At 62.3% G+C, this 21,620-nt stretch carries 19 protein-coding genes and 1 riboswitch; of the genes, 10 read left to right on the forward strand and 9 right to left on the reverse strand.

The window, feature by feature from the left end:
• Positions 1-33: 33 nt before the first annotated feature.
• Positions 34-426 carry a malonate transporter subunit MadL gene (madL, locus tag HGO40_RS15910; RefSeq protein ID WP_250963782.1) on the forward strand — a complete coding sequence of 131 codons (393 nt, stop codon included), beginning with the start codon at positions 34-36 and terminating at the stop codon, positions 424-426.
• 5 nt (positions 427-431) lie between these two features.
• Positions 432-1,196, forward strand: coding sequence for a malonate transporter subunit MadM (gene madM, locus HGO40_RS15915; protein ID WP_186729218.1), 765 nt, complete (start codon positions 432-434; stop codon positions 1,194-1,196).
• A 111-nt stretch (positions 1,197-1,307) separates the two neighbouring features.
• Here the strand turns inward: madM and HGO40_RS15920 are convergent, their stop codons facing one another.
• Entirely contained in the window at positions 1,308-2,222 is a 915-nt protein-coding gene (locus HGO40_RS15920; RefSeq protein WP_250963783.1) for a LysR family transcriptional regulator, read from the reverse strand.
• Positions 2,223-2,504: 282 nt separating this feature from the next.
• Between HGO40_RS15920 and trhA the strand changes: the two genes are divergently transcribed.
• A complete protein-coding gene (gene trhA / locus HGO40_RS15925) occupies positions 2,505-3,122 on the forward strand; it encodes a PAQR family membrane homeostasis protein TrhA (RefSeq protein WP_250963784.1) in 618 nt (205 codons plus the stop codon).
• Here trhA and HGO40_RS15930 read toward each other — a convergent pair.
• On the reverse strand, positions 3,110-4,033 hold the full coding sequence (locus tag HGO40_RS15930; RefSeq protein WP_250963785.1) for a LysR family transcriptional regulator: 924 nt from the start codon (positions 4,031-4,033) through the stop codon (positions 3,110-3,112). The two genes, trhA and HGO40_RS15930, sit on opposite strands and share 13 nt — an antisense overlap.
• 105 nt (positions 4,034-4,138) lie before the next feature.
• Here HGO40_RS15930 and HGO40_RS15935 point away from each other — a divergent pair, with 105 nt between their 5' ends.
• The gene (locus HGO40_RS15935) at positions 4,139-5,380 is read left to right on the forward strand and encodes a D-amino acid dehydrogenase (protein ID WP_250963786.1); all 1,242 of its coding nucleotides are present in this window, start codon (positions 4,139-4,141) and stop codon (positions 5,378-5,380) included.
• Positions 5,381-5,401: 21 nt separating this feature from the next.
• The gene (locus HGO40_RS15940) at positions 5,402-6,304 is read left to right on the forward strand and encodes a transporter substrate-binding domain-containing protein (protein WP_250963787.1); all 903 of its coding nucleotides are present in this window, start codon (positions 5,402-5,404) and stop codon (positions 6,302-6,304) included.
• 130 nt (positions 6,305-6,434) lie between these two features.
• Here the strand turns inward: HGO40_RS15940 and HGO40_RS15945 are convergent, their stop codons facing one another.
• Both HGO40_RS15945 and HGO40_RS15950 read right to left on the reverse strand, forming a co-directional pair.
• Complete coding sequence (locus tag HGO40_RS15945) at positions 6,435-7,154, reverse strand: 16S rRNA (uracil(1498)-N(3))-methyltransferase (RefSeq protein ID WP_250963788.1); 720 nt, start codon at positions 7,152-7,154, stop codon at positions 6,435-6,437.
• Between the two features lie 152 nt (positions 7,155-7,306).
• A complete protein-coding gene (locus tag HGO40_RS15950) occupies positions 7,307-8,713 on the reverse strand; it encodes an adenosylmethionine--8-amino-7-oxononanoate transaminase (protein ID WP_250963789.1) in 1,407 nt (468 codons plus the stop codon).
• Between the two features lie 246 nt (positions 8,714-8,959).
• On the opposite strand from HGO40_RS15950, the gene HGO40_RS15955 reads away from it, so the two are divergent.
• From HGO40_RS15955 to HGO40_RS15965, 3 genes are all read left to right on the forward strand, one after another.
• Complete coding sequence (locus HGO40_RS15955; protein WP_250963790.1) at positions 8,960-10,714, forward strand: flavin monoamine oxidase family protein; 1,755 nt, start codon at positions 8,960-8,962, stop codon at positions 10,712-10,714.
• An 882-nt stretch (positions 10,715-11,596) separates the two neighbouring features.
• The gene (locus tag HGO40_RS15960) at positions 11,597-12,148 is read left to right on the forward strand and encodes a cytochrome b (protein WP_250963791.1); all 552 of its coding nucleotides are present in this window, start codon (positions 11,597-11,599) and stop codon (positions 12,146-12,148) included.
• Between the two features lie 32 nt (positions 12,149-12,180).
• A complete protein-coding gene (locus HGO40_RS15965; protein WP_250963792.1) occupies positions 12,181-12,762 on the forward strand; it encodes a YceI family protein in 582 nt (193 codons plus the stop codon).
• Between the two features lie 259 nt (positions 12,763-13,021).
• On the opposite strand, the gene rhlE2 is transcribed toward HGO40_RS15965, so the two are convergent.
• From rhlE2 to HGO40_RS15985, 4 genes are all read right to left on the reverse strand, one after another.
• The gene (gene rhlE2, locus HGO40_RS15970) at positions 13,022-14,896 is read right to left on the reverse strand and encodes an RNA helicase RhlE2 (protein ID WP_250963793.1); all 1,875 of its coding nucleotides are present in this window, start codon (positions 14,894-14,896) and stop codon (positions 13,022-13,024) included.
• 261 nt (positions 14,897-15,157) lie between these two features.
• Positions 15,158-15,937: a substrate-binding periplasmic protein gene (locus tag HGO40_RS15975; RefSeq protein ID WP_250963794.1), complete on the reverse strand. Its 780-nt coding sequence runs from the start codon at positions 15,935-15,937 to the stop codon at positions 15,158-15,160.
• Positions 15,938-16,138: 201 nt separating this feature from the next.
• Positions 16,139-16,984: a methylenetetrahydrofolate reductase [NAD(P)H] gene (metF, locus tag HGO40_RS15980; protein WP_250963795.1), complete on the reverse strand. Its 846-nt coding sequence runs from the start codon at positions 16,982-16,984 to the stop codon at positions 16,139-16,141.
• Positions 16,985-17,167: 183 nt separating this feature from the next.
• Positions 17,168-18,577, reverse strand: a complete 1,410-nt coding sequence (locus HGO40_RS15985; RefSeq protein ID WP_250963796.1) for an adenosylhomocysteinase — start codon at positions 18,575-18,577, stop codon at positions 17,168-17,170.
• A 23-nt stretch (positions 18,578-18,600) separates the two neighbouring features.
• A riboswitch (S-adenosyl-L-homocysteine riboswitch) is annotated at positions 18,601-18,707 on the reverse strand.
• 190 nt (positions 18,708-18,897) lie between these two features.
• On the opposite strand from HGO40_RS15985, the gene HGO40_RS15990 reads away from it, so the two are divergent.
• The gene (locus HGO40_RS15990) at positions 18,898-19,299 is read left to right on the forward strand and encodes an acyl-CoA thioesterase (RefSeq protein ID WP_072346269.1); all 402 of its coding nucleotides are present in this window, start codon (positions 18,898-18,900) and stop codon (positions 19,297-19,299) included.
• A 118-nt stretch (positions 19,300-19,417) separates the two neighbouring features.
• Entirely contained in the window at positions 19,418-20,305 is an 888-nt protein-coding gene (locus HGO40_RS15995) for a formate/nitrite transporter family protein (protein ID WP_250963797.1), read from the forward strand.
• Here the strand turns inward: HGO40_RS15995 and HGO40_RS16000 are convergent.
• Positions 20,253-21,425 carry an MFS transporter gene (locus HGO40_RS16000; protein WP_250963798.1) on the reverse strand — a complete coding sequence of 391 codons (1,173 nt, stop codon included), beginning with the start codon at positions 21,423-21,425 and terminating at the stop codon, positions 20,253-20,255. The genes HGO40_RS15995 and HGO40_RS16000 overlap by 53 nt on opposite strands.
• Positions 21,426-21,620: the final 195 nt, after the last annotated feature.

The following is a 21,620-nucleotide window of genomic DNA, read 5'->3' on the forward strand; positions in this document are numbered from 1 at the left end:
AACAACTTCGACGATGCACTTTGAGGACTACGAATGATTATTTACGGTGTGGCGTTCCTGGCCTTTTGTACCCTGGCGGGTATTTTCATCGGCGAGCTGCTGGGCAAGCTGATTGGCGTGCCGGCCAACGTCGGCGGCGTCGGCATTGCGATGCTGCTGTTGATCGGCCTGGGCAGTTACCTGAACAAACGCGGCCTGTTCACGGGCAAATCCGAGGCCGGCGTGGAATTCTGGAGCGCGGTCTACATCCCCATCGTGGTCGCGATGGCGGCACAGCAAAACGTCTACGGTGCGCTCAAGGGCGGGCCGATGGCGATCCTGGCCGGGACCCTGGCGGTGGTGATTGCCTTTGCGTTGGTACCGGTGCTGGTGCGCATTGGCAACAAAGGGCCTCAGGCCGACATCTCCGTCAAGACGGTCGGGTGATTGCCATGTACGAATCCATGATGAAAGTCATCACCGGCTACGGCCTGATCAGCGGTTTTGCCATTGTCGGCATCACCATGTGGGTGTCCTACTGGATCAGCAATACCTTCACCAAGGGACGCCTGCATGGCTCGGCGATCGCTATCCTGCTGGGACTGGTGCTCTCCTACATCGGCGGGGCAATGACCGGTGGGCAGAAGGGCGTGGTGGACATTCCGCTGCTGTCCGGGATTGGCTTGCTGGGCGGCGCCATGCTGCGGGACTTCGCCATCGTCGCCACGGCATTCGGCGTGAGTGTCGAGGAACTCAAGCGCGCCGGTTTCGTTGGAGTGCTGGCCTTGTTCGTCGGGGTCGGTACGTCGTTCATTGCCGGGGTTGGCGTGGCGATGGCCTTTGGTTATACCGATTCGGTGAGCCTGACCACCATCGGTGCGGGAGCCGTGACCTACATCGTCGGGCCGGTGACCGGGGCGGCGATTGGGGCCACTTCCGAGGTGATGGCCCTGTCCATTGCCGCCGGGTTGATCAAGGCGATCCTGGTGATGGTGGCGACACCGTTCGTGGCGCCGTACATCGGCCTCAACAACCCGCGTAGCGCGGTGATCTTCGGCGGGCTCATGGGTACTTCCAGTGGCGTGGCCGGTGGCCTGGCGGCGACCGATCCGAAGCTGGTGCCTTATGGCTGTCTGACGGCGGCGTTCTATACCGCCCTTGGGTGCTTGCTCGGGCCTTCGCTGTTGTTCCTGATTATGCGGGGGTTGATGGGGTAGGGCTTGAATACTTATTGAAAGGACTGTCGCCATCGCGAGCAAGCTCGCTCCCACAGTTGACCGCATGTCCCTGTGGGAGCGAGCTTGCTCGCGATTGGGGGCAACCGGGTTTCAAGCCTGACGATTGGCATACATCCGGCACTCCGCCAGCAACGCCAGCAGGTTCGGATCGCGCTCCTTGGCCTTGAGGAACACCACGCCAATGTGCTGCTGCAACCGGTACTTTTCCTGCAACGGGATCAGCTTCACCCGGTTTTCATACACCGCCGCAATCCGGCCTGGCAGCAAAGCGTAGCCCACCCCGGAACTGACCATGCTCAGCAGGGTGAAGATGTCGTTGACCTGCATCGCCACCTTCGGCTCGAAGCCCGCCTGCTTGAACACCCGTACACCGTCCTGATGCGTGGCGAAGCCCTGGGTCAGGGTGATGAACGTCTCGTCGCGGACCTCGGCCAAGTCGACTTCGCTGCGCTGGGCAAAGGGCGAGTCGGCCGGCGTGGCGAGGAAGATGTCATCGGAAAACAGCGCGATCTGCTCGCAATCCGGGTCGTTGACGCTGTCGTCCAGGGACACCAGGATCGCATCGACTTCCATGTTCTTGAGCTTGTACAGCAGGTCGATGTTGGAGCCCATGAACAGGTCGATATTGAGTTCGCTGCGGCGGATCTTCAGGCCCATGATCAATTGCGGCACGGTCTTGACCGTCAGCGAATACAGCGAGCCGAGCTTGAAGCGCTCGGCGGAGAAGCCGGCGGCTTCGCGGGTCAGGCGCACGCTTTCGACCACGTCCTGGATCAGCTTCTGCGCCCGTTCCTCCAGTATATAGGCGCTTTCCAGCGGCGTGAGGTTGCGGCCTTCGTGCTTGAACAACGGGCAGCGCAGGGCGCTTTCCAGCGAATGGATGGCCCGGTGCACGCTGACGTTGCTGGTCTGCAACTCGGCCGCCGCCCGCGCCAGGTTGCCGGTGCGCATGAAGGCCAGGAACACCTCGAGTTTCTTCAGGGTCAATTCTTCGTCGATCAGCATGGGGCGGACTCTTATTCGTATGGCCCGATTGTGCCCCATGTCTTCCTGGCGACGCGATTTATGTGGCCAAGGGAGCTGTTGTGGCGAGGGAGCTTGCTCCCGCTGGGTGGCGAAGTCGCCCCAAGAATCTTGTGAGCGCTGCGCACTGGAGCGCCAGCCCGGCCAAGCGGGAGCAAGCTCCCTCGCCACAGGTGCGGTATCGCAAGTTAAAAGCAAACCATTGCACTTTGACGCGCCAGGCCTGAGCCTTGGCCCCTGTTTCTAAATGCGAGGTGGTAGTGGATGTATCACGGGGAACGACTCAACGCCTGGACGCACCTGGTGGGGGCGGTCGCGGCGTTTATCGGCGCGGTGTGGTTGCTGGTGATCGCCGGGATGGCGGGCGATCCCTGGAAGATCGTCAGCGTGGCGATCTACGGGTTCACCTTGCTGGTGCTGTACAGCGCTTCGACGGTCTACCACAGCGTGCGCGGGCGCAAAAAAGAAATCATGCAGAAGGTCGATCACTTTTCGATCTACCTGTTGATTGCCGGCAGCTACACCCCGTTCTGCCTGGTGACCCTGCGCGGGCCGTGGGGCTGGACGTTGTTCGGGATCGTCTGGGGGCTGGCCGTGATTGGGATCCTGCAGGAAATCAAGCCGCGTTCCGAAGCGCGGATCCTGTCGATCGTGATCTACGCCGTGATGGGCTGGATCGTGCTGGTGGCGGTCAAACCCCTGCTGGCGGCCCTGGGCGGCAGCGGGTTCGCCTGGTTGGCCTCGGGCGGCGTGCTGTACACCGTTGGCATCATCTTTTTCGCCCTCGACCACCGGCTGCGCCACGCCCATGGCATCTGGCACTTGTTTGTCATGGCCGGCAGTCTGCTGCACTTCGTGGCGATTCTGTTCTACGTGCTCTGAGCGGCGGCGAACAGGCGATCCAGTTGCGCCTGGGCCTGGCTGGCAACAATCTCCAGCAACGCGCCGAGGGTATGCACCGGGGCCTCGTCGGCTCGGGTCACGGCGTACACCGAAATGGGCAGCGGTGGCGACAATGGCCGGATGGCCGTGCGGGTGCGCGACGCGCCGCGCGCCGTGAACGGATCGCTCACCGCCAGCCCGGCGCCGGCCTCGACCCTGGCCCGGGCCAGTGAATAGGTCTGTACGGCGATGCTGATGCGCGGCGGCGGTTCCACGGCCTTGAGATAGCCGTCCAGTTTGGCGGAAAGCGGGTCGGCACTGGACAGGCCGATCAACGGTGCGCCGGCCAGGGCCTGCAACGGCATCGGCTGGCCCACCTGCGCTTCGGGCCAATGACCGCTCGGCGCCAGGGCGACCAATACGCCGCTGGCCAGGGCCTGGGCCTTGAGTCCTGGATGATCGGGCGGTTGCAGGGTCAGGGCCACATCGATTTCGCGCATCAGCAGGTTTTGCGTCAGTTCGCGGCTGTGGGCGCTGGACAATTCGCAGACGATGTCCGGGTAGCGTCGGGTGCATTGATGGATCGCCGCCGGCAATAGCGACAAGGCCAGGGCCGGTGTCGCGCCGATCCGCAGGCTGTGGCCCGGCTCGCGGCGCAGGCTCTGGGCGAGACGCCGGACACCTTGCAGGCTCTCGCTGACCTTGTCGACTTCGCGCTCCAGCTCCAACGCTTCGGGGGTGGCCTGCAACTTGCCGCGCACCCGCAGGAATAACGCAAACCCCAATTGCTGCTCGGCATGCTGCAGTACTTTGGTCACCGCCGGTTGCGAAACGTGCAGCAGTTGGGCCGCACCACTGATGGAGCCGGTCTGGCGGATGGCCTGGAAAATCTCGATATGACGAAGGCGCATGGCAAGCCCATAACCTTTGTTTATAGGGGCCCCATCTTTATTCATTGTTCGCGGCCTGTCACCTGGCCCTAACCTGAAGCCATTCAAAACAGATGTGAGACGGACATGGCTCAGCGGGTTTGCATCATCGGCGGTGGCGTGGTGGGGCTGGCGACGGCTTATGCGCTGGTGCGCGACGGCATCGACGTGACGGTGGTGGAGGCCCGGGAGACCTTGGGCAGCGAAACCAGGTTCGCCAACGGTGGCCAGCTGTCCTATCGCTATGTCGCTCCGCTGGCGGATGCCGGCGTGCCCTGGCAGGCCTTGGGCTGGATGCTGCGCGGTGACTCGCCGCTCAAGCTGCGGCCACGCCTGGACCCGGCGCAGTGGCGCTGGATGGCTGCGTTCATTGGCGCGTGCCGGACTTCGGTCAATCGGCGCAACGGCGCCCACCTGCTGCGCCTGGCGCTGTTGAGCCAGGCGACCTTGCAGGGCTGGCGCGAGCAGGACCACCTCGACGGCTTCGAGTGGCGGCGCAACGGCAAGCTGGTGACGTTTCGCGACGCCGGGCATTTCCGGCGCGCGCGGCAGGGGTTGGCGGACAGTGCCTCTCAGCAGATGCTTGGCCCCGCCGAGTGCGCGATCCTGGAACCGGCCCTGGCCGGCGTGCCGTATGTAGGCGGGATCTACACACCGGATGAGGAGGTCGCCGATTGCCATGGGTTCTGCCAGCAATTGGCGGCACGTTTGCGCGCTTCGGGGCGCTGCGAGTTCGTGTTGGGGCAGCCGGTCAGCGCCATCGAACACGCCAATGGCGCGGTGCAGGCCATCGTGCTGGACGGGCAGCGGCTGCCGGTGGAGCACCTGGTGATCGCTGCCGGCCACCGCAGCGCCGCGCTCGCCTTGCCCGGCGTGCGGATGCCGCTGTATCCGCTCAAGGGCTACAGCTTGACCGTGCCCATTGGTCCCGAGCATCAGGCGCCGGAGTTGAGCATCACCGACTACGACCGCAAGGTTGTCTATGCGCGGATCGGCGAACAATTGCGAATCGCGGCGATGGTCGACATCGTCGGCTTCGACCCGACACCGGACCCCAAGCGCCTGGCCTTGATCAAGCGCCAGGCCCTGGAAACTTTTCCCCAGGCTGGGGATTATTCCCGTGCCATCGAATGGGCCGGCATGCGCCCGGCCACCCCCAGCGGCGTGCCGCTGATCGGCGCCACCGGCTACCGTAACCTGTGGCTCAACCTGGGCCATGGGGCCCTGGGTTTTACCCTGGCGTGTGGCAGCGCTCGCGTGCTCAGCGAGCTGATCCGCCAGCACACACCTTCCATCGACTTGCAGGGCCTGACGCCCCGCGCCGCCTGACTTACCCAACGGAGAATAACAATGCAAAAAATCACGTTGATCGGCTGCACTCTGAGCCTGCTATTGAGCGCCCCGGCTTTTGCCAATGAGGCGCCAGCGGCGGGCACGCTGGGCAAGATCGCTAGCAGCGAGACCATCACCCTGGGCTATCGCGACGCCTCGGTGCCGTTTTCCTATGTCGCGGATAACAGCGGCAAACCGATGGGTTATTCGGTGGAACTGGCGGGCAAGATCGTCGAGCGCATCAAGCAGCAACTGGCATTGCCGCAACTGAACGTGAAGTACAACCTGGTCACCTCCCAGACCCGCATTCCACTGGTGCAGAACGGCACCGTGGACCTGGAGTGCGGCTCCACCGGGGTGACAGCCGAGCGGCAGAAGCAAGTGGCGTTTTCCTATGGTTTTATCTACGTGAAGGGCCAGTTGCTGACGGCCAGGGACAGCGGCATTCGCAGTTTCGCCGACCTGCGTGGCAAGAACGTGGTGACCACCGCCGGCACCACCAATGAACGCTTCCTGAAAAGCTACAACCAGGACAACAAGGCCGACATGTTCATCATCAGCGCCAAGGACCACGGCGAGTCCTTCCAGATGCTCGAGACCGGCCGGGCGGCGGCGTTCTACATGGACGATGCGCTGCTCTACGGCGAACGGGCCAAGGCCCGCGACCCGCACAAGTGGGTGGTGGTGGGGCAGGAGCAATCGCGGGTGATCTACAGCTGCATGGTGCGCAAGGACGATCCGCAATTCCTGGCGCTGGTCAACGCGACCCTGGCCGATTTGTACAAGTCGGGGGAGATCAACGAGATCTACGATCGCTGGTTCCAGAAACCGATTCCACCCAAGGGCCTGAACCTGGAATTTCCGATGACCAGCGAGTTGAAGGCGATCATTGCCAAGCCGACGAGTGAGCCGGTGCAATAGGCCGTCCAGACATCCACGATGCCCTGTGGGAGTGAGCTTGCTCGCGATAGCGCCGGATCAGTCGGCATCGATATTGACTGACCCACCGCCATCGCGAGCAAGCTCGCTCCCACAGGAGATGTATCTGATTTCAGAAATCCCCCCACAACTGCTGCGCCACCGCCAACGCCACTACCGGCGCGGTTTCGGTGCGCAGCACGCGGGGGCCGAGGCGGGCGGCGTGGTAGCCGGCGGCTTTGGCCTGCTCGACCTCGGCATCCGACAAGCCGCCCTCGGGGCCGATCAGGAAGGCCAGTGTGGACGGTTTGTCATGGCCGACCAGCGGCTCGGCCACCGGGTGCAGTACCAGTTTCAGTTCGGCCTCGGCCTGCTTCAACCAGTCCGCCAGCAACAGCGGCGGGTGGATCACCGGCACGGTCGATCGCCCGCACTGTTCGCAGGCGCTGATCGCCACCTGGCGCCAGTGCAGCAAGCGCTTGTCGGCGCGCTCGTCCTTGAGGCGCACTTCGCAGCGCTCGCTGAAAATCGGCGTGATCTCGCTGACCCCCAGCTCCGTGGCCTTCTGGATCGCCCAGTCCATGCGCTCGCCCCGGGACAGGCCCTGGCCGAGGTGAATACGCAGCGGCGATTCAGACTGTCCGGCGAACTGCTCGTCCAGTTGCACCCGCACGCGTTTCTTGCCGACTTCGGCCAGGGTGCCGCGAAACTCCTGGCCGGAGCCGTCGAACACCTGCACCGCATCGGCCTCGGCCATGCGCAGCACCCGGCCTATGTAGTGGGCCTGGGCCTCAGGCAGCTCGTGATCGCCGAGGCTCAGGGGGGCATCGATGAAGAAGCGGGACAGTCTCATGTTTTGTTCTCTATTGAATCTGAATTCGACATTGCTGCGAGGGAGCTTTTGTGGCGAGGGAGCTTGCTCCCGCTCGATTGCGCAGCAATCGCCAGGAGGGGCCGCTGCGCAGCCAGCGGGAGCAAGCTCCCTCGCCACAGAGAAATTTGTCGTCAGCCCGGATCGCGATAACCCGGGTGAAAGTCCTTCGGCACCGCCACGCTGACCTTGTCCCGGGTGGCGATGTCGATGCCTTCGCTGGCCACTTCGGCGAGGAAGTCGATCTGCTCCGGGGTGATGACATACGGCGGCAGGAAATACACCACGCGGCCCAGCGGTCGCAACAATGCACCGCGCTCCAGGGCATGCTGGAACACGGCCAGGCCGCGGCGTTCCTGCCATGGATAAGCGGTCTTGCTGGCCTTGTCCTTGACCATCTCGATGGCCAGCACCATGCCGGTCTGGCGCACCTCGGCGACGTTCGGATGGTCGGCCAGGTGGGCGGTCGCGCTGGCCATGCGTTGGGCCAGGGCTCGGTTGTTTTCGATGACGTTGTCTTCTTCGAAGATATCCAGCGTCGCCAGGGCTGCCGCGCAGGCCAGCGGGTTGCCCGTGTAGCTGTGGGAGTGCAGGAAGGCGCGCAAGGTCGGGTAGTCGTCGTAGAACGCGCTGTAGACCTCGTCGGTGGTCACGCACGCCGCCAGCGGCAGGTAACCGCCGGTCAGGGCCTTGGACAGGCAGAGGAAATCCGGGGTGATGCCGGCCTGTTCACAGGCAAACATCGTCCCGGTGCGGCCAAAGCCAACGGCGATTTCGTCGTGGATCAGGTGCACCCCATAGCGGTCGCAGGCCTCGCGCAGCAGTTTCAGGTACACCGGGTGGTACATGCGCATGCCGCCAGCGCCCTGGATCAGCGGCTCGACGATCACCGCCGCCACCGTGTCGTGGTGCTCGGCCAGGGTCTGCTCCATGGCGGCGAACATATTCCGCGAATGCTCCTCCCAACCCATGCCTTCGGGGCGGTGGTAGCAGTCGGGGCTCGGCACCTTGATCGTGTCCAGCAGCAACGCCTTGTAGGTTTCCGTGAACAACGGCACATCGCCCACCGACATCGCCGCGATGGTTTCGCCGTGGTAACTGTTGCTCAGGGTGACGAAGCGCTTCTTGTCCGGCTGGCCGCGAGTGATCCAGTAGTGGAAGCTCATCTTCATCGCCACTTCGATGCAGGACGAACCGTTATCGGCGTAGAAGCACCGGGGCAGGCCCTTGGGCGTCATCTTCACCAGGCGCTCGGACAGCTCGATCACCGGCTGGTGGCTGAAACCAGCGAGAATCACATGCTCCAGCTGATCGACCTGGTCCTTGATGCGCTGGTTGATGCGCGGGTTGGCGTGGCCGAACACGTTGACCCACCAGGAACTGACGGCATCGAGGTAGCGCTTGCCTTCGAAATCCTCCAGCCACACGCCTTCACCGCGCTTGATGGGGATCAGGGGCAGCTGTTCGTGGTCTTTCATCTGGGTGCAGGGAGGCCACAGCACCGCGAGGTCGCGTTGCATCCACTGGTTATTCAGGCCCATGTACAGTCTCCTCGAGGCGGCTCGCGGCGGGCGCGGGCAAAACAATCGCGCAAGCCTATGCAATGGCGGCCGTGGGGACAACCCATTGTGTCATTCGCGCTACTTTGAGCCAGGCGATAGACGTCGCTGGCGGCGTTTTGATGGCTGACGTATTCTTCGCCGTTCCCTGGGCCGACTGGCTCGAAAAATCGCGAGCCGCCTGGCTCGAAGCTGAAATTTCCTAGGTTTTAATCCGGAGTTCGTTGAATGTCTGCTGGTTGGCTGCGCGCCTGTGCGCTGGTGATGATAGGGCTGTTCAGCGTTTCGGCGCTGGCCAAGGACAAGCAACCGACGGCCATCGTCATCGGCGGCGGTTTGGCCGGACTGACGGCGGCCTACGAGCTGCAAAACAAGGGCTGGGCCGTGACCCTGCTGGAAGCCAAGCCGAGCCTGGGTGGCCGCTCGGGCATGGCCACCAGCGAGTGGATCGGCAACGAAAAGACCCAGCCGGTGCTGAACAAGTACGTCTCCACCTTCAAGCTGAGCACCACGCCGGCCCCGGAATTCGTGCGGACCCCCAGCTACCTGATCGACGGTACGTATTTCACCGCCGCAGACCTGGCGACCAAGCAGCCGGCCACCGCCGAAGCCCTCAAGCGCTACGAAACCACCCTGGACGACTTGGCGCGCTCCATCGATGACCCGCAGAACCCAGCGGCCACCAACACCTTGCATGCGCTGGACCAGATCACTGTGTCCAACTGGCTCGACCGTCTGCAACTGCCGGCCACGGCGCGGCAGTTGGTGAACCAGGAAATCCGCACCCGTTATGACGAGCCATCGCGCCTGTCGCTGCTGTACTTCGCCCAGCAGAACCGCGTCTATCGCGGCGTGTCCGACCGCGACCTGCGGGCCTCGCGCTTGCTCGGTGGCAGTCCGGTCCTGGCCCAGGCGTTCGTCAAGCAACTGAAAACCATCAAGACCAACTCGCCCGTGTCGGCCATCTCCCAGGACAAGGACGGCGTGACCGTCAAGGTCGGCAGCGTCGGCTACCAGGCTGACTACGTGGTGCTGGCGGTGCCATTGCGGGCCCTGAACAAGATCCAGCTGACCCCGGCCCTGGATGCCCAGCATCAAGGCGCGATCAAAGGCACCAACTACGGCTGGCGCGACCAGATCATGCTCAAGTTCAAGACCCCGGTCTGGGACAGCAAGGCGCGCATGTCGGGTGAGATCTACAGCAACACCGGCCTGGGCATGATGTGGATCGAGCCGGCCATGAAGGGCGGCGCCAACGTGGTCATCAACCTGTCCGGCGACAACGCCCGGGTGATGCAGGCCTTCGGCGACAAGCAGATGGTCGACCAGGTGCTGATCCGCCTGCACGCATTTTATCCACAGGCCCGTGGCGCGTTCACCGGCTATGAGATCCGCCGCTACAGCACCGACCCGTCCATGGGCGGCGCCTACCTGGCCTTTGGCCCCGGTCAGATCAGCAAGTACTGGCGCCTGTGGGAAAAACCGTTGCAGCGCGTAGCCTTTGCCGGTGAACACACCGACACCTTGTACCCAGGCACCCTGGAAGGCGCGTTGCGCAGCGGCGAGCGGGCAGCCAGCCAGGTCCAAGATCTGGCGGCCGGCAAGTCGTTCGAACCGGCCAAGGTAGCACCAGTTGCCGCAGCGGCGGCCGGTGCGGTGGCGGCGAAGAAGGGCAACTTCTTCAGCAACCTGTTTGGCGGTTCGGATGACGACAAGAAACCCGAGCCGGTGAAGGCGCCAGAGCCGGTAGCACCGCCGCCAGCTCCAACGCCTGCCCCAGCACCGGCCCCGGTGGAACCTCCCGCGCCGGCCCCGGCGAAGGTTGAGCCCGCCAAGAAAGCAGCGGCCAAACCTGCGGCGAAACAACCAGCCGCCAAGGCCCCGGCTAAAAAAGCCCCGGCCAAGGCTCCGGTGAAAAAGGCCGAGCCGGTGAAGAAGCCAGCCGTCAAACCGGCGACGGCTACTGAGACCAAGGCTCAGTAACGGTCAGGTGGAAAGAGCGCGGCACAAAGGCCGAATGCTGTTCACTTAAGGCAGTCGACAAACCTGTGGCGAGGGAGCTTGCTCCCGCTGGGTCGCGAAGCGTCCCTGTTTTGGGGCTGCTGCGCAGCCCAGCGGGAGCAAGCTCTCTCGCCACGGCTTGCTGACGTCCTACACGCCTCGGTGATATATCGGAAACTTCCCACCCTTTAACCGGAAGCAGGCGATAGAGCGCGGCAAGCCGGGAATCTAGGCTCTTCTGAACACAGGAGCGCGCGTATGAAAATACTCATGGCATGGTCGTATTGGTTTCGATGTATGGGTGTGTGTATGGAGAATACCGGGATCCTCTGATGACTCCGATGATTCCAAAACGAGACCCTCAGTTGGCGTACAGGTGCACGTTTGACCCCTACAAGCCTGAATGCTCGGTGAACTGATAATTCAAAGCTTTAAGCTCATAAAAGCTGGAGCGAACATGAAATTGATAACGGCTTTAATTTTATTGGCAGTGTTTGGTGTCGTTGGCTGCACTAACGGCCGTATGGTGCTGAAAAAGCACGACCCTCAATTAACTTATAGATGTGACATGGATCCTTACAGGCCTGAGTGCGTCAATAAGTAAGCAAACTCGCTACCAAACGATTGCAAGGTGTCAGATGCTGCCCCACGCTGGCTCGCAAGCCCGCTCGCGATGACGGCTTCCAGCCGAGCTGATCTTCTGGTTCCCCCTCGCCATTACGCAGCGCATTCGCTTTAATCTTTCCTTAACCCACCGCCTCCAGACTGATGATCGTATTTCTCGATATTTCAAAGCGAAATTTTCCGCTTTAAATCGATAGATAAGTCGCTAGTCTTGAGCGCAGTTTTTACAGGATATGAGCAATGCAGCTTCGCAACTCTTCTTCTCGTTATGGCTGGGTCAGCATCGTTTCCCACTGGGCCGTTGCCCGGGCGGTGTACGGGTTGTTCGCCCTGGGCCTGTGGATGGTTGGCCTGGATTACTACAGCACCTGGCGCAAAGACGCGCCGGACCTGCACAAGAGCATCGGCCTGGTGCTGCTGGCGGTCATGCTGCTGCGAGTGATCTGGCGTTTTGTCAGCCCGCCGCCACCGACCCTGGAAACCTACGGACGCCTGACTCGCGTCAGTGCCAAGCTTGGCCATGGCGCACTGTATCTCGGGCTGTTCGCCGTGATGATTGCCGGTTACCTGATTTCCACCGCAGACGGTGTCGGGATTCCGGTGTTTGGCCTGTTTGAAGTACCCGCGCTGGTGTCCGGACTGCCCGATCAGGCAGACGTCGCCGGCCAGATCCATTTTTACCTGGCATGGGCGTTGGTAATTTTTTCCGGCCTTCATGCGTTGGCAGCATTGAAACACCACTTTATCGACCGTGACGCGACCCTCAAGCGAATGCTGGGGCGCGAAGCCTGATGTTCAACCTTGACTCCAAAGGAATAGAAAGCATGTTGAAAAAGACGCTCGCCGCCCTGGCAATCGGTTCTGCCCTGCTGTCCGCCGGCCAGGCCATGGCTGCCGACTACGTGGGCGACAAGGAAGGCCAGCACGCCTTCGTCGACTTCAAGATCAGCCACCTGGGCTATAGCTACATCACGGGTACCTTCAAGGACATCGACGGCAAGTTCAGTTTCGATGCCGCCAAGCCTGAAGCCAGCAAGATCGAGTTCAACGTCAACACCGCCAGCGTGTTCACCAATCACGCCGAGCGTGACAAGCACATCGCCAGCGCTGACTTCTTGAATGCCAGCAAATTCGGCAAGGCCACGTTCGTGTCCACCAGCGTCAAGTCCACCGGCGAAAACACGGCCGATGTGACCGGTGACCTGACCCTGCTGGGCGTGACCAAGCCGGTTGTGGTCAAGGCGACTTTCCTGGGTGAAGGCAAGGATCCATGGGGCGGCTACCGTGCCGGCTTCGAAGGCACCACTACCATCAAGCGTTCCGACTTCGGCAAGCAGAAAGACCTGGGGCCAAAATCCGACGCGGTCGAACTGTACGTCTCGTTCGAAGGTGTCAAAGCGAAGTAACTTTCGCGCCTGACAAAAAAACGCCCCTGGTCTTGCGATCAGGGGCGTTTTTTATTTGCCGACAGCAGAGGATGCAGGGAACACACATAGACCCTGTGGGAGCGAGCCTGCTCGCGAAGAGGCCAACACATGCTAGAGACCAGCGACTGACCCACTGCTTTCGCGAGCAGGCTCGCTCCCACATTTGAATTTCGGACCCACCAATAAAAAATGCCCCGGGTCGCAAGACCCGGGGCATTTTTTCAAGGCTTGGAAAAACTCAGCGATTGCGTGTCAGCAAGGCCGGTTTTTCGCCCCGTGGACGGCTTGGCAGCTGATCCAATTGCTCAGGCGTCGGGAAACGATCGGCTTTCGATTCCTTGTGCATGATCTTCGGCTGGTTGCTGCGCGGGTTCTGCACGGCGGGTTCCTGGCGAGGCTGGTCGTCACGGGCCGGGCGGCGCGGGCGGGTGTCGTCGCGGCGGGCCTGGCCGTCACGGGGGGCACCGTTGCGTGGACCGTTGCGCTTGGCCGGTGGTGTGCCGGTGGACGAGCCGTTGCTGTTGCGCGGACCGTTCTGGCGACCTTGTGGCTGGCCGGTGCGCGGAGCGCCTGCGCCTGCACCGGCGCCCTGTGCCGGGGCACCAGGGCGGCGACCGCGGCCTTGGGCCGGTTTCTGCTGCGGCACGTAGTCGACGCGGTTACCGAAGTTATCCACATCGTCATCGAGGAACTCGTCCGGAGCACGATCGGCTGCGGCACGCGGTGCTGGGCGCTGCTGTTCACGGGCCGGAGTGCCTTCGCGAGGCTTTTGCTCGCGGGCAGGGCGTTCGCCGCGGCCATTGCTGTTGCTGGCCGATTTTTCCTTGCCCTTGTCCTTGCCTTTGTCTTTGCGACCGCCGCCGCCACCGCCGCCATTCGGACCGTCGCCGCGTGGGCCACGGGCGTTGCGCGGATTGCGCACGTCCGGACGTTCGCGCACTTCAGGCTTCTCGGCCTCGATGGTGCTGGCATCGAAGCCCATCAGGTCGCCGTCGGCGATTTTCTGCTTGGTCATGCGTTCGATGCTTTTGAGCAGTTTTTCTTCGTCCGGCGCGACCAGGGAAATCGCTTCGCCCGAACGACCGGCCCGGCCAGTACGGCCGATACGGTGCACGTAATCTTCATCGACGTTCGGCAGCTCGAAGTTGACCACGTGGGGCAACTGGTCGATGTCCAGGCCACGGGCCGCGATGTCGGTGGCCACGAGGATGCGCACTTCGCCGGCCTTGAAATCGGCCAGGGCCTTGGTGCGAGCGTTCTGGCTCTTGTTGCCATGGATCGCCACGGCCGGCAGGCCATGTTTGTCCAGGTACTCGGCCAGGCGGTTGGCGCCGTGCTTGGTGCGGGTGAAGACCAGGACCTGTTCCCAGGCACCGGCGGTAATCAGGTGCGCCAGCAGGGCACGCTTGTGGCTGGCCGCCAGGCGGAACACGCGTTGCTCGATCCGCTCGACCGTGGTGTTCGGCGGCGTGACTTCGATGCGCTCCGGGTTGTGCAGCAGCTTGCCGGCCAGGTCGGTGATGTCCTTGGAGAACGTCGCCGAAAACAGCAGGTTCTGGCGCTTGGCAGGCAGGCGGGCGAGGACTTTCTTCACGTCATGGACAAAGCCCATGTCGAGCATGCGGTCGGCTTCGTCCAGCACGAGGATTTCGACGTGGGACAAATCGCCGCTGCCCTGGCCGGCCAGGTCCAGCAGGCGACCGGGGCAGGCCACCAGTACATCGACGCCACGGGACATGGCCTGGACCTGGGGGTTCATGCCAACGCCGCCAAAAATGCAGGCGCTGACGAACTTCAGGTCGCGAGCGTAGATCTTGAAGCTCTCGTGTACCTGGGCCGCCAGTTCGCGGGTGGGGGTCAGGACCAGTACGCGCGGTTGGCGCGGGCCATGACGCTGGGATTTGTCTGGGTGACCGTTGGGAAACAACCGCTCCAGGATCGGAAGGGCGAAACCGCCGGTTTTGCCAGTACCTGTCTGCGCCGCGACCATCAAGTCGCGACCTTGCAACACGGCGGGAATGGCCCGCTGTTGCACCGGGGTAGGCTGGGTATAGCCGGCGGCTTCGATGGCGCCGACTAAAGCCTCGGAGAGACCGAGGGAAGCAAAGGACATGAGTAATCCTGTTTTAGTGAGGGCCTGGCCCAATGGGATAGTCTTGCCGGGCGCGAATGACGTTCAAAAAAAAGACGTCATCCCGTCCGGTCCTGCCGGGCCTCGAAGGCGGGTCCGGACAAGGCTCGCGCGGGCTGTAGGCTGCGCTGTAGCGGTGTCGGGATGCCTTTTGCAAGACCGGGCGTCCGGGCGTGAGCCTGGCGGGAAGGCCGGAGTATAACAGAGCAAACGCCGCGCGCCGCTTTCCTGCTGCTCAACGGTTTATTTCAGCACTGGACTGGCTGGGTGAGTGGTGTTCGCCAGGGGGCCGGCGCCATAGCGGGCGCTCAGTTCGGCATAGGCCGGTTCGCGCTTGAAACGCTTGAGTTCGGCACCGAAGCGTTGCACCAGCAAATCCATGCCGGCGTTGCGCCGCACCGCCAGGTATTGGCTTTGACGGCTCACTACCATAGGGTTTTCGGTGATCTGGTCGCCCAGTTGCATTTGTTCGAGCACATGGCGGCCGACCCTGCGGTCGGTGATAAGCAGGTCGATCCGGCCCAGTTGCAACTTGCCGAAGTTGGCTTCGTGGGTGGGCGCCGCTTCACGTCTGAACCGGGGCGACTCACTGAAGGCCTGGCTGTACAGGTAGCCGGGCGAGGTACCAACCGTCAGGCCAGCCAGGTCATCGAGCGTGCGAAATGGGTGGGGCCGGGCGTTGGCGTAGAACATCACGAATTCCACGTCCGACAGCGGTTCGCTGGGATAAAGCAGCGTCGCATCGCGCTCATTGCTGTGGAAAATGTCCAGCGCGCCGTCCGCCAACCCCTGTTCGAGCATCGCCAGGCAACGCTTCCAAGGCAGGAACTGCCATTCCACGTCGATGCCCAGGCGCTTGAACACAATGGCCGTGGTTTCGTAGTCCAGGCCGAGCATCTTGCCGTTCTCTTCGTAGACATACGGAGCCCAGGGCTCGGTGACAATGCGCAACTTCTCGGCCTGAGCGGTCATGCTCAGGCACAAGAGGAAAAAGGAGGTCAGCAGCTGGACAATGACGGGCATGGCCTGAGGTTACGACGAGAACTCATCAAATAGCTAGAGCGCTCTGGCCTGCGCCTTGATTGCCTTTTGCTTGCCTTTGGTGCTCATTGAGGCCTCGTGGCATTCATCCGATGCGAACGCATTTGCTTGAGGCTGAGGAGCGCTGAATGGAAAAGGCCTTGGTTTTTGCCAAGGCCTCTTTGTACAACCGCATCAAGTCATTCAACGCGGCAGCTTGAGGTTGTTCCATACCGCGAGGCTGGGCTCGGCCTGGTTAAGGGTATAGAAATGCAGCCCCGGTGCGCCGCCTTGCAACAAACGTTCGCACATCTGCGTAATGACGTCCTCGCCGATGCGTTGGATGCTCGAGGAATCGTCGCCATAGGCTTCCAGCTGCTTGCGGATCCAGCGTGGGATTTCTGCACCGCATGCGTCGGAGAAACGCGCCAGCTTGCTGTAGTTGGTGATCGGCATGATGCCCGGCACGACCGGAATATCGACGCCCAACTTGCGGATACGTTCGACAAAGTAGAAGTAACTGTCGGCGTTAAAGAAGTACTGGGTAATCGCGCTGTTGGCGCCGGCATTGGCCTTGCGGACGAAATTGTTGAGATCGTCTTCAAAGTTACGCGCTTGAGGGTGCATCTCCGGGTACGCAGCCACTTCAATGTGGAAGTGATCGCCGGTTTCTTCGCGGATGAAGTTCACCAATTCGTTGGCGTGGCGCAACTCGCCGCTGGCCATGCCCATGCCCGACGGCAGGTCGCCACGCAGGGCAACGATGCGCTTGATGCCAGCGGCCTTGTACTGGGTCAACAGGCTGCGCAGGTCGTCCTTGCTGTCGCCGACGCAGGACAGGTGCGGAGCGGCCGGGACTTTGACTTCACTTTCGAGCTGCAACACGGTGTTCAGGGTGCGGTCACGGGTCGAGCCGCCGGCGCCATAGGTGCAGGAGAAGAAGTCGGGGTTGTAGCGGGCCAACTGACGGGCAGGGGCGATCAGTTTTTCATGCCCAGCATCGGTCTTCGTCGGGAAGAACTCGAAGCTGTAGCGACGGTCTTGGGACATGGTCATATCCTTGGAAACTCGTAGGCCGGAGAGGCTTGCAGAGCCCCCTGTGGAGGCGGGCCAGTGTGGGAGCGAGCCTGCTCGCGATGCAGACACCTCGATCGGACTGTCAGGCCGAGGTGACGCCAATCGCGAGCAGGCTCGCTCCCACAAAAGCGCATGCCCCGCAAAGGGCAGTGCCGATCAGTAGCGGTAAGCGTGCGGCTTGAACGGGCCTTCGACGGTGACGCCGATGTAGTCAGCCTGTTGCTTGGTCAGCTTGGTGACCACACCGCCGACGCCGCGGACCATTTCCAGGGCCACTTCTTCGTCGAGTTTCTTCGGCAACACTTCCGCGGTCAGGCGCTCGGCTTTCTGGGCTGGCGACAGGTCGGCGTATTTCTGGCCGAACAGGCAGATCTGGGCCAGGACCTGGGGGGCGACCGAGCCGTCCATGATGCGGCTGGGGGGACCGGGGGCATTGCCCAGGTTCACCAGGCGGCCTTCGGCCAGCAGGATCAGGTAGTCATCGTTCTGTGGGTCGAAGCTGCCAGTGCCGGTGCGGTGCACCTTGTGGACCTGCGGCTTGACTTCTTCCCATGCCCAGTTCTTGCGCATGAAGGCGGTGTCGATTTCATTGTCGAAGTGGCCGATGTTGCAGACCACGGCGCGCTTCTTCAGGGCCTTGAGCATGTTGGCGTCGCAGACGTTGACGTTACCGGTGGTGGTCACGATCAGGTCGATCTTGCCCAGCAGCGCCTTGTCGATGCTGCCCTCGGTGCCGTCGTTGATCCCGTCGATGAACGGCGAAACCAGCTCGAAGCCGTCCATGCAGGCCTGCATGGCGCAGATCGGGTCGACTTCGGACACCTTGACGATCATGCCTTCCTGGCGCAGGGACTGGGACGAACCCTTGCCCACGTCACCGTAGCCGATCACCAGGGCCTGCTTGCCCGACAACAGATGGTCGGTGCCGCGCTTGATGGCGTCGTTGAGGCTGTGACGGCAGCCGTACTTGTTGTCGTTCTTGCTCTTGGTCACCGAGTCGTTGACGTTGATGGCCGGGATCTTCAGCTCGCCCTTGGCCAGCATGTCCAGCAGGCGGTGCACGCCGGTGGTGGTTTCTTCGGTCACGCCGTGGACCTTGTCCAGCACGGCTGGGTATTTCATGTGCAGCAGCTCGGTCAGGTCGCCGCCGTCGTCGAGGATCATGTTGGTGTTCCACGGCTGGCCATCCTTGAGGATGGTCTGCTCCAGGCACCACTCGTACTCTTGCTCGGTCTCGCCTTTCCAGGCGAATACCGGGATGCCGGCGGCGGCGATGGCGGCAGCGGCCTGGTCCTGGGTCGAGAAGATGTTGCAGGACGACCAGCGCACTTCGGCACCCAGGGCAACCAGGGTTTCGATCAGCACGGCGGTCTGGATGGTCATGTGGATGCAGCCGAGGATTTTTGCGCCCTTCAATGGCTGTTCGCCAGAGTACTTGCGGCGCAGACCCATCAGGGCTGGCATTTCGGATTCGGCGATGATGATTTCGCGACGGCCCCAGGCAGCCAGGGACATGTCGGAGACTTTGTAGTCGGTAAAAGCAGCAGGCGTGATGACAGCGCTCATGAAGAGCCTCCATTCGTAATGTATGCGAATGGGCGCCGTTGTGCGTTTAGTGTCCGTGCGGGTAGCCCCGTACAAACAACGCCCCATCCGAGCCTGACAGGTCGAGCCTGCTGCAGCGCCCCTCGGACAGGTGGCGGGAACGGTCCAAAGGGTGGACCGGTAAAGCGGAGGCGATTATAACGGGCTAATCGGATCTTCCAAAAGGGTTTCTGTCGGCAAATCGAAAATGCCGATGACCGTCATAGGGCCCGCGACATAGAGCTCGGCCGTGGGGTCTGCCATGATGCGGCAATCCATAGGCCAGACGCTCAGGAGTGATCATGAATTTCCACACCCGCAAATGGGTCAAGCCCGAAGACCTCAACCCCAACGGCACGCTGTTCGGCGGCAGCCTGTTGCGCTGGATCGACGAGGAGGCGGCGATCTATGCCATCGTCCAGCTCGGCAACCAGCGCGTGGTCACCAAGTACATCTCGGAAATCAATTTCGTCAGTGCTTCGCGCCAGGGCGACATCATCGAGCTGGGCATCACCGCCACTGAATTTGGCCGCACGTCCATCACCCTGACCTGCGAGGTGCGCAACAAAATCACCCGCAAGAGCATCCTGACCGTGGAGAAGATGGTCTTCGTCAACCTCGGCGAAGACGGCTTGCCCGCGCCTCATGGGCGGACCGAGATCAAGTACGTCAAGGATCAGTTCAAGGACGATGTCGTCGAGTGAGATCGGCGGCGCTGCTATCGCGAGCAAGCTCGCTCCCACATGTCATGTATGGGTTGTCACTGAACAGCGCTGGACGCCGCGTGTCGTAGGTACATCACGCCACGGCTTCAGGAGCTGTATGGACACCCACAAAGAAGGCAAGACCCCGGACCTTTCGGCTCAGGAACAGCACGAAGTCGACCGTAACCAGCCGCCGCGAGCGGCCGTGCTGCATGAAATCATCCGCACCCAAGGCAATCTGGAGCTGGAGCGCAGCGTCGCCGCGCTGTGGTGGTCGGCGCTGGCGGCCGGGCTGACCATGGGCCTGTCCCTGATGGCGATGGGCGTGCTCAATTCTCGATTACCGGATCACGAAGGTTTCAAAGTGATCGCCAGTTTCGGTTACTGCGCAGGCTTTCTAGCGGTGATTCTCGCGCGCCAGCAATTGTTCACCGAAAACACCCTGCCCGCCGTGCTGCCGATCATGAGCAAGCCGACTTTGGGCAATTTCGGCCGATTGTTCCGGTTATGGGGCGTGGTGCTGGTGGGCAACCTGTGCGGCACCTTGTTGGTGGCCTATGTGATGCTGCACCTGCCGATTTTTGACCGGCGCACCGATCTGGCCTTCCTGGAGATCGGCCGCAAGGTCATGGAGAACGACACTGGCCAGATGTTCGCCAAGGGCATCATTTCCGGTTGGATGATCGCCACCATGGTGTGGATGATTCCTTCCATGGAGAGCGCCAAGATGTGGATCATCATCCTGATCACCTACCTCATGGCGCTCGGTGACTTCACCCACATCGTCGTCGGCTCGGCCGAAGTGTCCTACCTGGTCTTTGCCGGGCAATTGTCCTGGGGAGACTTCTGGATGGTGTTCGCCGCGCCGACCCTGGCGGGGAACATCATCGGTGGCAGTTTTATTTTCGCCCTGATCAGTCATGCACAGGTGCGCAGCGAGACCAATACACCCCTCAGTCGGCAAGGCCTGCCGCCACGCCGCGATGACGACGCTGACGGTAAATAAAATACAACGCGGTCAGTACCGTCAGGCCGCCGACAGCGGCCCCGGCCCATGGTAGATCCGCCAGGTCGGCACCGCTGGCCACCACCAACCCCCCCATCCAGGCCCCGGCCGCGGTGCCGAGATTGACCGCACTCTGATTCAACGTAGAGCCGAGGTTCGGTGCTTCGTGGGCCTGGTCGATGATCAGCAATTGCAGGATCGGGCACAGGGCGAAGGCGAAGACGCCCCACAGCACCAGCGTGATCGCCGCCGGGATCACCGACCGGCTGGTCTGGCTGAACGCGGCCAGCACCAGCACCACGGCCAGGGCCATGCCCACCAGCGCAGGCAGCAGGCGCCGGTCCGCCAGGCGCCCACCGAGGAAACTGCCGGCCGTGAGGCCGACGCCGAACAACAGCAGCATGACGGTGATGCCATGGGGGCTGACACCGGTGATGTCCTGCAGGATCGGCGCGATGTAGGTGAACACGCTGAATAAACTGGTGGAGGCCAGCACGCTCATGCCCAGGGCGAGCAACACGTTGACCTTGCCCAGGACCTTGAATTCGCTGGCCAGGTTGGCTTTGTCCATGGCGATTTCCTTGGGCAGCCAGACCCATTGGGCGATGGCGGCGATCACGCCGATGATCGAGACCGCCCAGAAGGTCGAGCGCCAGCCAGCGTATTGACCCAGGGCCGTGCCCAACGGGACGCCCAGCACGTTGGCCAGGGTCAGGCCGGTGAACATCATGGCAATCGCCTGGGCCCGTTTGTTCGGCGCCACCAGCCCGGCCGCCACCACCGATCCAATGCCAAAGAACGCGCCGTGGCACAACGCAGTGATGACCCGGGCGGCCATCAGCGTGGTGTAGTTCGGCGCCAGGGCGCAGAGCACGTTGCCAAGGATAAACATCAGGGTCATGCCCAGTAGCGTGGCCTTGCGCGGCATGTTGGCGGTGCCAATCGCCAGGATCGGCGCGCCGAACACCACGCCCAGGGCGTAGCCGGTGATCAGCAGCCCGGCCTGGGGAATGCTCACGGCCAGGTCCCGGGCGACATCGGGCAACAGGCCCATGATGACGAATTCAGTCGTGCCGATGCCAAAAGCGGCAACGGCCAAAGCAAGCAAGGCGAGTGGCATGCGCAAGGTCTCTGTCTGTAGTCTTGACGCCCGGATCAGGCATACGCATGCCGGCGCCCCGGTTCGAGTGAACGGGACAACAGCAAAATTATTGGTATTGGTGTATGCGCAACTGAGTGCGGCGTGATCGGTTTGCAGTATAAACGATAGCGAATCAATTCATGAGCCTTACTGGCGTAGGAGCTGACGAGTGCA

Origin of the sequence: Pseudomonas sp. CG7 (assembly GCF_023701885.1) — a bacterium.
GTDB classification, from domain to species: domain Bacteria; phylum Pseudomonadota; class Gammaproteobacteria; order Pseudomonadales; family Pseudomonadaceae; genus Aquipseudomonas; species Aquipseudomonas zanjanensis.